The sequence below is a fragment of the Paenibacillus sp. Root444D2 genome (genome assembly GCF_001426375.1).
Taxonomy (GTDB): domain Bacteria; phylum Bacillota; class Bacilli; order Paenibacillales; family NBRC-103111; genus Paenibacillus_E.
Genome location: NZ_LMEO01000006.1, coordinates 91,282 through 104,112, shown reverse-complemented (window position 1 = coordinate 104,112; position 12,831 = coordinate 91,282). Strand labels below are relative to the sequence as shown.

At 44.6% G+C, this 12,831-nt stretch carries 11 protein-coding genes; all 11 read right to left on the bottom strand.

Annotation, left to right across the window (positions count from 1 at the left end):
* Window positions 1-134 precede the first annotated feature (134 nt).
* Window positions 135-2,108, bottom strand: a complete 1,974-nt coding sequence (locus tag ASD40_RS05810) for an ABC-F family ATP-binding cassette domain-containing protein (protein ID WP_057302388.1) — start codon at window positions 2,106-2,108, stop codon at window positions 135-137.
* Window positions 2,105-3,154 (bottom strand): M42 family metallopeptidase, encoded by a 1,050-nt coding sequence (locus ASD40_RS05805; protein ID WP_235549179.1) that lies wholly within the window; start codon window positions 3,152-3,154, stop codon window positions 2,105-2,107. The genes ASD40_RS05810 and ASD40_RS05805 overlap by 4 nt, the downstream gene beginning before the upstream one ends.
* Before the next feature lie 464 nt (window positions 3,155-3,618).
* Entirely contained in the window at window positions 3,619-3,909 is a 291-nt protein-coding gene (locus ASD40_RS05800; protein ID WP_057302387.1) for a Dabb family protein, read from the bottom strand.
* A gap of 13 nt (window positions 3,910-3,922) precedes the next feature.
* Window positions 3,923-5,479, bottom strand: coding sequence for an ABC-F family ATP-binding cassette domain-containing protein (locus ASD40_RS05795; protein ID WP_057302386.1), 1,557 nt, complete (start codon window positions 5,477-5,479; stop codon window positions 3,923-3,925).
* A 202-nt stretch (window positions 5,480-5,681) separates the two neighbouring features.
* Window positions 5,682-7,175 carry a DUF6382 domain-containing protein gene (locus tag ASD40_RS05790; protein WP_057302385.1) on the bottom strand — a complete coding sequence of 498 codons (1,494 nt, stop codon included), beginning with the start codon at window positions 7,173-7,175 and terminating at the stop codon, window positions 5,682-5,684.
* Window positions 7,176-7,188: 13 nt separating this feature from the next.
* On the bottom strand, window positions 7,189-7,698 hold the full coding sequence (locus ASD40_RS05785; RefSeq protein ID WP_057302384.1) for an A24 family peptidase: 510 nt from the start codon (window positions 7,696-7,698) through the stop codon (window positions 7,189-7,191).
* Between the two features lie 35 nt (window positions 7,699-7,733).
* The gene (locus tag ASD40_RS05780; RefSeq protein ID WP_057302383.1) at window positions 7,734-8,399 is read right to left on the bottom strand and encodes a TadE/TadG family type IV pilus assembly protein; all 666 of its coding nucleotides are present in this window, start codon (window positions 8,397-8,399) and stop codon (window positions 7,734-7,736) included.
* Between the two features lie 18 nt (window positions 8,400-8,417).
* Window positions 8,418-10,709 (bottom strand): hypothetical protein, encoded by a 2,292-nt coding sequence (locus tag ASD40_RS05775; RefSeq protein WP_057302382.1) that lies wholly within the window; start codon window positions 10,707-10,709, stop codon window positions 8,418-8,420.
* A gap of 14 nt (window positions 10,710-10,723) precedes the next feature.
* Window positions 10,724-11,752: a TadE family protein gene (locus ASD40_RS05770; protein WP_235549178.1), complete on the bottom strand. Its 1,029-nt coding sequence runs from the start codon at window positions 11,750-11,752 to the stop codon at window positions 10,724-10,726.
* On the bottom strand, window positions 11,718-11,945 hold the full coding sequence (locus ASD40_RS05765) for a Flp1 family type IVb pilin (protein ID WP_057302380.1): 228 nt from the start codon (window positions 11,943-11,945) through the stop codon (window positions 11,718-11,720). The genes ASD40_RS05770 and ASD40_RS05765 overlap by 35 nt, the downstream gene beginning before the upstream one ends.
* A 15-nt stretch (window positions 11,946-11,960) precedes the next feature.
* Entirely contained in the window at window positions 11,961-12,830 is an 870-nt protein-coding gene (locus ASD40_RS05760) for a type II secretion system F family protein (RefSeq protein ID WP_057302379.1), read from the bottom strand.
* Between the last annotated feature and the right edge of the window lies 1 nt (window position 12,831).

Sequence of the window (12,831 nt, the reverse complement as noted above, 5' to 3'; positions counted from 1 at the left end):
ATCTTTAATCGAAGATTAAAGTCTCTCCTTGTTGGGATCCCTTATCGAAGATTAAAGTCTCTCCTTTTTGGGATCCCTTATCGAAGAGCGAAGTCTCTCCTTTTTGGGATCCCTTATCGAAGATAAAGTCTCTCCTACTTGTTTCGTTCTATTTCCTCTAGCAACTCGGATAAATAAGTCCATCTCTCCATCGCTGCTTCCAGATCCACTGCCGTTTGCTGCTCTTGCTCATACAGCTCGCGAACACGGTCAAAGTCGCTGCCTGCCGCTTCAATTTGCTTTTTCAAGCTAGCCGCTTTGTCTTCCAGAGAAGCTATCGTACCCTCAATTTCGTCCCATTCCTTCTGTTCTTTGAACGTTAACTTCTTAGGACGGTTCGCATTCGATGTGCCCCCTACTGCTGCAGGACTGCTAATAACGGCTGCTGCAGCTGTGTTGGAACCAACATTAGACTTGGCAGAGCTTGCATTACGTATCAATTCTTTCCGAGTCTGATCCGCTTCGGCCTGCTCCTGCTTCTCTTCCAAGTAATCGGAGTAGTTGCCAATGTATGGCTCGATCTGGCCTTTACCGTCAAATGCAAATAGATGCGAAACCGTACGATCCAAAAAGTATCGATCATGAGAAACCGTAATAACGGCTCCAGGAAATTGATCCAGATAATCTTCCAGTATGGTCAAAGTTTGGATATCCAAGTCGTTGGTCGGCTCATCCAGTAACAGTACGTTTGGTTCTCCCATAAGTGTGCGGAGCAAATAAAGTCTGCGCCGTTCACCGCCGGAGAGCTTTCCGATCGGCGACCACTGCAGGGTTGGCGAAAAGAGGAAGCGTTCGAGCATTTGCGACGCCGAGATGGTCTCTCCGTCAGCTGTGCGGATCTGCTCCGCAGCCTCCTTGATGTACTCGATGACGCGCATCTTCTCATCCATCTCGACATTCTCTTGCGTGTAGTAGGCAAGCTTCACGGTCGTGCCGGTCTCGATCGTCCCGCTATCGGGCTGAATACGCCCGGCGAGCATGTTCAGCAGCGTCGATTTGCCGCTGCCGTTCGGACCGATGATGCCGAGGCGATCCCTCGGCATCACGATGTAGCTGAAGCCGCTCAGCAGCGGCTTCCCGCTCTCGAAAGCTTTGGTGACTTCTTCCAGCTCCATCACCTTCTTGCCAAGACGGCTGCCAGCCAGCGCCATGTCAAGCTTCTCCCCGGGACCATCCACCTTGCGGTCCCGCAATTCCTCGGCGCGCCCAATGCGCGCCTTCTGTTTCGTCGTGCGCGCCTTCGCGCCGCGACGGAGCCAAGCCAGCTCGCGGCGCAATAGATTCTGCCGCTTATCTTCGCTGGATGCTTCGGACTCCATCCGCTCCGACTTCTTCTCGAGGAACCACTCGTAGTTCCCCTCGTAGCTGTAGATCTTCCCCCGGTCCAGCTCTAGAATGCGGGTGGTTACCCGCTCTAAGAAGTACCGGTCATGAGTAACGAGCAGCAAGGCTCCGCGCCATTTGCTAAGGAATTCCTCGAGCCAGATGGCCGTCTCGTTATCAATATGGTTCGTCGGCTCATCTAAGATGAGCAGATCGGCGGGCTGAATGAGAACGCGCGCCATGGCAACGCGTTTGCGCTGACCGCCGGACAGCTGGCCGACGGGCTTGTCGAACTCGCTGATGCCTAGCTTCATCAGCACGGTTTTGGCCAAGGTGCTGGCTTCCCAGGCACCTTGCTCATCCATACGCGACTGGGCGCTGAACAGTCGCGTTTGTTTCTTCTCGTTGGAGGCGTCCAGCTCCAAGTCAGCAAGAGCAAGCTCATAGTCGCGCAGCGTCTTCATGAGCGGTGTATCGCCGTGGAATACTTGCTCTAGAACCGTAGAGTTCGGATCGAACTCCGGGTTCTGCGGCAAGTATTCCACGCGGAAATGGTTCGCGTGCACCAGCTTACCGCGATCCGCTGTTTCCAGCCCCGCCAGCAGCTTCAGCAGCGTGGACTTGCCTGTTCCGTTCACGCCAATGAGACCGATGCGCTGCTTCTCGTTCACCGTGAACGAAATATCATCGAACAGCACCTTGTCGCCGAATGTTTTGGTTATATTGACTGCACTAAGTATATTCATGCGTGGGCCGGCTCCATGATATAGGCCGCAAGAAGAGCTGCTGTGTTTACTACAGCATCCATATGCGTTCTTTCCATGCTATGTGACGCATGAACACCTGGTCCCACCAACGCTGCACGAATATCGCGTCCACCTCTAAGCGCGGCAGATGCATCTGAACCGTATCGCGGATAAATATCAACCGCATAGCCGATTTCCAGCTTCTCGGCCAGCTCAATCATTTTCGAAGTCATTTGATAATCATAAGGACCTGAGGAATCCTTCGCGCAAATCGATACATCAAGCTCGCTACCACTCAAGTCATCACCAAGGGCCCCCATATCTACAGCAATAAAATCTGTAATATCGTCAGGGATAAAGGAAGAACCATGACCAACCTCTTCATAATTGGAGAAGAACAGCTTGATCGTAAATTCAGGCTTCAAGCCCTCATCTTTGATCAGCTTTAATAGCCCAAATAAGGAAGCAACACTCGCTTTATCATCCAAATGACGCGACTTCACGAAGCCATTTTCCTTCACCTGTACGCGCGGATCGAACGATATATAATCCCCCACTCGAATGCCAAGATCTTGTACCTCTTTCTTGGTCTTCACAAGCTCATCAATACGCACTTCCATATTGGCTTCATCCCGTTTATACTCTCTGGCATCTTCATAGACATGAACAGATGGCCTCGACGTCAGAATAGTCCCATCATAAACGCGTTCATCACGCGTATGAATTTGAACGTATTCATTTTCAATAGCGCCCATCATAAAGCCGCCCAATGAAGTGATTTTCAAAGTGCCATTATCTTTGATCGAACGCACCATAGCGCCAAGTGTATCCACGTGAGCAGAAATGCCAATGACTCGATCTTGGCGGGTACCAGGAATCGTTACAATGCCGCAGCCCTTATTCGTATATGTAAGCTCAAATCCGAGCTTATTCACTTCTTGTTCAACTCTTTGCATAATGTGATGCGTGTAGCCTGTTGGGCTTGGAGTCCGCAGCAGCAGCTCTAGAATTTCTTTCATATAAGCTTTATTTAACTTCGTTTTCACTCGGGATTCCTCCCTTTTCTATTTATTAGATTTCCTCTAAAGACACAAGGATAAACGACTTCGTCGTCCTTAAAGGACGATCGCGTTTGTCAAGGTTGATGCGAAGCAAAAGTATAAAAACTTATACTTTCTTATCAACTGGGAAAACCTCTATCGAGGCCCTTCAAAGATAAGCGACCGCGTGTAGAGGTGAGAGACTTCGGTCTACGACCAAAGATCCCTATAGCGGAGAGACTTTGGTCTACGACCAAAGATCCCTATAGCGGAGAGACTTTGGTCTACGACCAAAGATCCCTATATTAGGTTTATCGCCAATAATAAAGCGGTTTTCGTGACCCGAAAACTTTTGTTATGTGGTAAAAAAAACAGTGCAGCCTAGGATTCTAAAGCAAGCCCGTGACATAAGTCACAAACAAGTCTCTTCTAGTGATACTACACTGTTCCCCTATGTTTTTCAAACTAGATTAGCTTACAAAATCAACGCAAATGGACGTTCCATCAAGGACTGTCTTCATATGGGCCTTCACTTCTTCATGAACGGGATGTGTGTCATATACCTTGAGATCTTCTAAAGAATCAAATTTGGTAATCAAAGCAATATCATACGAACGTTCCAGATGCAAAATGTCGATTCCAACCTCAATATGCCGCAGGATCGGGATTTTACCTTCCATGTTCGTAAGTACAGCCTTTGTTACTTCAACCGCTTCCGGACTGCGATCTTTGAGCTTAAAAAACACAACGTGAGTTAACATGAATGATTTCCCCCTAATTGGTTACTTTTGCAGACCATTCTTCAACGTCCCACACTCTTGTTACCCAACCTTCATAAAATTCAGGTTCGTGACAAACGAGCAGTACGGTACCTTTATATTCTTTCAAAGCCCTTTGAAGCTCTTCTTTGGCAACAACGTCCAAATGGTTCGTAGGCTCATCGAACAACAACCAATTGCTTTCTCTCATCAGAAGTTTACAGAGCCTTACTTTCGATTGTTCTCCACCGCTAAGCTTACTCATAGCACGCGTGATGTGCTCATTTTTGAGCCCTACCCTTGCAAGTGCCCCTCTGACCTCATTTTGAGTCATCGAAGAGAACTCGTTCCATACGTCATCGATCGGTGTCATGTTCGGAGCTTTAATCTCTTGTTCAAAATAAGCAGGACTCAAGTAGTCTCCACGGTACGTTTTACCGTTGAAAGGCTCCAGCTTACCAAGAATCGTTTTGAGAAGTGTAGATTTACCTACACCGTTGCATCCGACAATAGCGATTTTCTCGCCGCGCTCAATCGTTACATTCATCTTCGGTAAAAGAGGACGATCATAACCGATTTCCAAGTTTTCTGCTTCAAAAACAACTCTGCTGCTTGAACGCGATTCCTTGAACACAAAAGTCGGTTTCATTGCCGTCTCCGGACGCTCAATTCGGTCAATCTTATCAAGTTGTTTTTCCCGGCTCTTGGCACGGGTTGAAGTTGACGCCCGCGCTTTATTACGCGCAATGAAATCTTCTTGTTTTTTAATGTACTCTTGCTGCTTTTCATAAGCGTCAATATGCTGTGTTTTGTTCATTTCAGCCATATCCAGGAATTTCTCGTAATTCGCCGTGTAGCGAGTTAGCTTCGTGAATTCCAAGTGGTATACCACGTTTACGACTTCATTCATGAATTCAGTATCATGTGAAATCAACATAAAGGCAAACGGATAATCTTTGAGGTACATTTTCAGCCATTCAATATGTTCAACGTCCAGATAGTTGGTCGGCTCATCTAAGAGAAGAACAGTCGGTTTCTCCAAAAGGAGTTTAGCCAAAAGAACCTTCGTCCGTTGTCCACCGCTAAGGGAAGTAACATCACGGTCTAAACCAATGGCATTAAGGCCAAGACCATTACCCATTTCTTCGATTTTCACATCTAGCATATAGAAACCGCCGATATCCAAACGCTCTTGAATTTCGCCCATTTGCTCCAGAAGAACCTCAAGTTCTTCCGGTGTGGCATCACCCATTTTCTCGGTTATCGCCATCATCTCCTTCTCCGCTTCAAAGAGAGGAAGAAAAGCATCGCGCAGAATATCGCGAATGGTTTTGCCCGGTTCTAACACGGAATGCTGGTCCAAATATCCGTAATGAACGCGCGGCGTCCATTCAACCTTACCTGTATCTTTAAGAACTTTTCCGGTTAATATATTCATTAACGTGGATTTACCCACGCCATTAGCTCCAACAATACCGACGCGCTCGCCAGCGAGCAGACGGAAGGATACATTTTTAAATAACGTACGATCTCCAAAGCTATGGCTTAAATCTTCAATTGTCAAAAGACTCATCTCGTAATTCCAAACTCCTGTCTATTTCGAAGATAATCGCACATACTCGCGACTTCTTATTATACCACTGCTCATGCAAGACAGGAATAGGTAAATTCATCTGGGAAGCGCATTCATTCTCTTTTATCCAAAACTATGCAAAAAAACGTCCCCCATGGGACGCTGTAAATTGTGCCATATGATCGTGATATTGCCTTAAGGCTCACAAACGAAATTTAATCTCCTGCCTTACAATTCGTATTTCGTCTCCATCCTTCAACGGGTAGGATTGATAGGTAACCAATGGTTCGCCATTTAAATAGGTCCCATTCGTTGATCCTGTATCTTTAATCACATAACCCTCTTCATTCTTCATTATTTCAGCATGTATTCTGGATGCTCCAGCTTCTTCCAAAACATAATCAACCTTCAAACTTGCATCTCCTCTGCCCATTGTAAAATGATCTTTATTCAGTGGAACAGTTTTAGTATTGCCTTCGGTTTGCCATTCAATCCTGGCTCCTAATGGTTGATTCATTAGCCTTCCGAGGAAAACTGTAGCGTTTGGCTTTTTGTGATTGAGCAAGGTCGTATGCTTATGTAAATTCTCATAATAATTTTGGATATTTATCGGTTCAGGTGTTGGAGTTGCTTGGTTTAGGTCTAGCTGCTTCTCTGCAACCGGGAAGATGGGCAGGTTAACACCAGTGCTCCCTTTTGCATGCCGTTGAAAGCGAGGTAATCCCAAAAATTGAATGATAAACCAAACATTCATGAGTAAAATCGAAATTCCTGCGGTTATTTGCAAAGTACCTGTAGATGGGTATGTAAAATAATTCTGCCATAGAAATGCGATTAGCAAAATAACAGCAGTAAGGACTATCGTTCGTGACCGTCCCGATAAAGCTATAAAAGATACCGGATTGCCCTGTTCTTTATTCATTTTCGGAACATTATTGGGCTGCAGTAACTCCTCTATGGAGGTGTTTATCCGAACTTGCTGCTGACCTTCGTCCCGCTTCCAAAGCGGCTTAGGCAACCCATTTTCTTTTGCAGGTGACAATTGCATGTTGAGAGGTATTTCTGTTGAATGTTCATCAACATGATTAGATATCTGAAAAGCTTCTTGCACTAGTGGTTGTTCGTCCATCAGAGCTAGCAGATTCTCCTTAAATCCTTGCAAGCTCTGATTCCGTGATAATGTTTCCATCCACGATACCACCACGACCCTATCATCATCGTTCAATTTCTGTGAGAGTTGTTTCATCAGAGACTCAAGCGACTTGAAGACGGAATCTTCAACATCAATTGGTTCAAGCGGCACATAAGTCAGATATACATCCGACCAATCACTGCCAATGAAGATGAAATTATCTTTCAAAACGTATCCTGATTCAAAAAGCATGTAATTTTTACTTTCTCCAACTGCACAAACAATGGCATACATGAGCTTTGCAAAATGTTGTTTAGATAACTCCTCCACCTTCAGAACATGGGCCAGCATTCGTTTGGCCGACAAGTTATAAAGTAAACTTATGCGGAAATCCACCTCTTGTATTTCTAACGGTAGAAGGTTCGGCACGTCGTTAGCTTCAAGCATCCTGACCTGTAGAGTTGAAAGAGTCTTAGAATCCAAACCGTCCTCCTTATACAACACCATATAATGACCATGTCGATATACAAATTCATAACGAAGTCCAAAAACTTCTTGCGTCATGGATTCACCTCTCTCATAAAAACGAATAATACCAAGCCAATGCCACGCCCGGTACAACTGCATACATAAACGGAAATTTCATGTTTTTTTGATGTTTCATTCCTAGCAGACTGCCCATATCTTGTATAACAACAATAGAAACTAGCCACGCAGCAAGTTTATGACCTGTATTTATCATCTGTTTACGGATAAAGAGCAAGATAAGTCCTATAAATCCCGCACATAGAATGGCATACAGCATCGATTGAAGCACGAATGCAAATCCCATTATCGCCCCAATTGCAGCAAAAAGCTTTACATCACCTGCACCTAGAGCACCAAAAAAATAAAGTAAAAGTAGAGCTGTAAACCCAGTAATTGCACCAATCCCAGCAAAAAACACACCGCTCCACCCCTCCGTAAATGCGTGGTATACAAAGCCAATCATTATTCCACAGAAAGTAACCTTGTTTGGGATCAGTGATCTATGTGCGTCAATCACAAATGCAATAGCTATAAGTATAAATAAGATCAAATGAATCAAAGGAAAAAGGTCCCTCCCTAAAGTTTTTAAGAATCTTAGGCGCCTACCCATGCCCGCTCAACAGCCTTTTTCTTTAATATTATCGTGTGACTTATAAAAGGCAGCGGAAGCTTGTAGGTCATTTGAGCTTCTATACCAAAAAAAGCATTGCCACCGCTTTCCATACTCGGGAGGGTCACAGAAATGACCTTAAATTTCTCTTTCTTCATGATTGTTTGATTGCAAAATGCATAAACAATCGGTGTGAAAGCCGTATGAATGCGAGGCTTAACTTGACTCTCGTAAAGTTCGTCCAGTTCTGCTTGAGCCTTTCCCTCTCCTAACTCACGCTTTTCTTTTTCCCATTTAACAAGCTCCAGGAGTGAATTCGGAATGTAAGCGGCATATTCATCTGCCAGATTCTCCGTGTTCTTCACTTGATCTCGAGCCGTTTGTACACGATCTACAACTGAAGTCAACATTTCATCAGCACGGCTATGATCAAATTTCGATTTGGCTTCTTGGACAAGAAGCCGTACAGGGTATAATTGACCGGCAACCGACTTTGTTGCTTCCGATACCCCGGCTTGCAGCTCCATTTCTAATACGGCAATCTGAATACATATGATCAGACCAATCACAAAAGCTAAAAAGAAGGGCAGCACTAAAGAAGCCTCCAGCACCATGCCGCCTTTTTGCTCATGGTGGAACTTTCGAAGCATAAACAGCCCCCTTTTTCTTCAATAAGCTACAGCTGAAGTACTGTTGAACCGGCACCGATTCCCTTGCACTTTACACCCTAATAACCCAGTTCCATCTAGCAGCTTCATGATTTGCGGTATAAACCACAACCTCACTTCGCTTGATCCATTTCCCTGAATATACGTCGTTTCTTGAACCAAATCCTTACCTGTTTCCAGTTCGATAAGTGCCTGCATTCTAGCCATAAGTTTCGTATTATTACTGTGTAAAAGCAGAAAAATGCGTAAATAGTCTTTGTACGTCAAACTCAAAGTTGATGTAGTGATTTTCGCAGATAACTCTACAGCTTCACCTTTTGTTAGTTTATTCATGTCTTGAAAAGCTTCTAGCGCGCCTTCCGCGGCAGCAGCCAAGAGCACAAGTAAGGGCGAGCCTATTCCGAGCAGCTCTTTTTTCGGATCAAGGAGCGCCTCTACAGTACGGATCGCCATTCGGAATGAAAACATTTCCGCATATGCGGACGAAATATTAGCAACGCAAGAAGAAAATCCATATAACAGATACTCCGCCTCTTGATTTGCCAACTTATGCGAACCTGGATCCACCAGTTCATTGGACAATTTGGGTTGGCCTGCAGGGTCTTTTTCCAATCCATATGTGCGGTAATTAAATTTCGTAAGGGCAAATTCATTCACATAAAGCTCATTTCTCATCGATTCCGCCGCGTTATTAAACGCCTCGAGCATTCCCATCGCTTTTAAACTTACAGGTTCTGGTTTCTCTAAATCATAAGCAATCTCGCTGCCTATTATCGTATCTTGAGCATTAGCTTCTCGATACTTTTGGTACAAATTTTTCTCACCCGCTGCTTGTCCGGCATCCCCCTGAAGACGATTGTATAGTTCAGTGTCACTACTCTGAGTATTCGGCAAACTGCAAGAACCGATTGATTGTTTAGCTTGATCCAAAATGGCTTGTATCTTGTTTTTTTGCTGACGCTTATTCGTTGCCGTTGCCTCATTTTTGTCCATTCTTGTCTTTTCCAAAGCACTTTGCAGTTTATTAAATTCACTAGATTCAGAAAAATAAGCATTATTCGCAAGGTTTGCTCTGCTTGTATTGTCAGACGTATATAGATATACGGAATTAATAACTTCTTGGAACGCAGTAAATAAGGCAGTTATGCTGGCTATGGCTGTCTGATATCTGTAGAAGTAATCATCACCCATAACAGGAACATTTTGAAACACTTCATATGCACCAGAGGTTCCACCTTGAGTTCCACTTTCCGAACTTTGAGCTATCCCATTTAACTTCGTACGTATCTCGTCATTTCGCTGCTTTGCTAATCGTAGAGCTGGTTCAATTGATTGCTGTAATAGCTGGATTTCTCTTCCGTTAGCCGGTACCTCCAGCTTCGTAGCAGCTAGGAGTGCTGCGTATTTAATTATCAGTTGCAACAAAGCTTCTAGCTCATTTAACTTCTGGGCGATGACCTGTGCCTGAGACCCTAATACTTGTTTAGAAGCTGCGAGGGATTGTATGCTCGCCACTGCGCCAGGTCCAGCTTGGCTTAGCGTTGCTATTGACATATCCAGATCCCGTATGGAATCTTGAATGGATCTCAACTGATTTTTCACTTCTACGATTTCGCTTCTCACTTCATCTGCAGTATGAATGCCGATTTGGACTGCTAATTCGTCTAATTCGATGATGCGTTTTTGATAATTAGTATGATACTTCGATATTTTTCCAGTCAGCTCTTCACTGCTCTGCCAAGCTTCATCTAACGCGCTTTCTCTTTGATCAATGAGTTTTTCAAGCTCCGCCGCTTCTTTAGAAAACTGAGACCCAAGGTGAAAGGGGGCTTTCGTCCCGCTTTTCCGAAACTTATCGGTAATCTCAAGTGTATACTCGATGGGAGCCTTGATCTTCATATCCTCCAGCACCTGCCGTTCAAAAATCGTATGACTGGCTAATGTGTACATCGGAGTAACACGCAGGCCATTCTCTACAGGTCGTGTATCCACATAATGAAATGCTCCTCTCGATACTTGACCTGATAAATTACTTGCAAAAACCTGGCGGAATAACGTCTCCGTCTCATCCTGCGAAATGCCAAGACCATAGAGTCCCATCGCTTGCAGCTCTGTATCATAAGCTGACATAACCGATCGCGCTGCAGCTTTGACCGCTGATTCTGTCTCTTTTTCAGCCAGCTTAATTCTTGCAAAATCAATGAGCACAGCTTGAAATAGGAAAATCGGCACAATAATGAGAATCAGATAGACAGACACTGCACCACTCCCTGAACGAACGAATTTCCTCAAAAACTCCCCCCTTTCTAATTGTGAATGACAACAACAATCCCTTTACGCTCCAGCTCCTTACGAAATGAATTAGACGGCATTCCTTTGCCGCTGGCATCTTTTTTGAAAAAGTGCCACACGATGCCCTTCACTTGTGTTCTTTGATCAAGGAGCTCTATATCCTTAGGCATTTGCTCGGTGCGAAGCTGAAATTCCGTCATATTGTAAAAAGCCTGATGACCAATTCCTCGAGCATCCAGCGCATCGACCGTTCTGCTTTTTCCTGATATTGTCGTCAAAATGACCTCTCTACCCCCAACCAGTGATTTCAAATAGGCCGCGGCTTGACGCTCTGATTGGATCGACACACTTGGTCCAGACAAGTTATCCTGAATAGGTTCTACGAGTGCATCTCTAGCCTTTTGAGGCGAAATTCGACCTTTGATCGCTTTGAAATACGTACGAGTAATATCCGTTAATCGAATGAGTTCAACCGGCTCAATAACATGTGAAACAGCCCTGCCAGTTGTTTGCTCAGATTCCAACCATCTTTTTAGCTGCTTTGGCATAAGAAATGACTTTTTCAATTTAACCTCAACCTGATGGTCAAAAAGATAGTTGGCGTATTTTGCAGTTCCCGTCACTCCCGGGGGTAGTAAAGTTGAGGATTTGGCAAGTTTATTCTCCACGTGACCACTAGCACTACCCGAGGGAATAATGACTTCTGTTGTGCCACTACCACTCAGCATTCCAAATAAATCCGTCACACTATCATGTGTAAGTCGCCAATAAAGGCCATCTGTCTCACTAGGGTTATAGTTTCCTGTCACCAAATCTTTGTGGCTGTTATTCCACGTAAAAGCAAGTCGCTCTGCCGCAGTCCTCGCAAGCTGCTGAACAAATACGTTCTGATACGCATACATGCCCACAAAAAGAAGCGTAACCGTGCAAAGTAGAATCAGCGGAAATACAAGAGAAGCTTCTAACGTAAAGCTTCCTTCCTCACTAACGCGGATACACAGTAAACGCCTATGGCGCACAGCTAGTTGTTGGACTAGGCGCACAAGGAACAACCGCGCTGTTGTCTTTCAAATCAGAGTTGGCATCTCCAATTAACTTCTGGAACCACGAGACGATCCACTTTCTAAAAATAATAGCTATTGCGACAAGCACGGCAACGATCAATAAAATCTCCAAAGTGCCTAATCCTTCTTCATCTTCCCAAAATTGTTTTAGCCAATTTAACGCTGTTTTCATCTCTACATACCTCCATTACTGTTTCATCATAAGTAAAGCTGGCGCCGCAACAATGACCATCACGACAACGAAAATGAGCACCATGGGAAATACAAGCTTCGATGAAGCCTCTTCACCTAGTGTTCGTGAAACCGACTTCCTTCTTTGCCAAAGGTCCAACGAAAGTGCGTGAAGCGCTACAACAAAATCATTACCACCTCGCTTATAATTCAACAGAAGCGTAGAAGTAAATAAGGACACTTCATGAAGGGCGCAGCGTTTGCTGAAATCCTCCATTACTTTTGCAAAAGATACATTCATCTCCAGCTCATGAACGGCTTGTGCCAGTTCTTTATACAGCGGTGTTTGTGCTTTATGCGGTCGGGCCTCTACACAGCGTATCCATGCCCGATTTACGGTCTCTCCTGCGTTTACGAGCAGCACGATTGTACTCAATATTTCAGGCAATTCAAGGATCATCAACTGCTGTTTCTTGCGGATTTTCGCATCTAAATCACGTACCATGATCATGGGAATAATCGCAGTAGCCAGCAAACCAAATCCAAACAGAGAACTATCTCCTCCGGCAAGAATGGATAGCAGAGTTAGAATTACTAAACATAAAGTCGAAGCCGAGATAAGCTCTGCAAGAAACCATTTACTGCCATGTGCAGCGAAGCTTCTCCCATGCAGTGTAATTAATTTATGATGTACTTTTGCCGTAAAATCGGGTAATTTTTCCATCAAATTAAGCTTGTCGATAAGCAAGTAGCTGTAAGGTAACAGCAGCTTTATCTGGAACGGATAAGGGTGAGTTTTGAAAGTATCAGCATACTGTACTCGCCCCCAAAGGTATAACAGGATACAAACAGTAATCTGAGTTATAAACACAATCGTGATCCACATG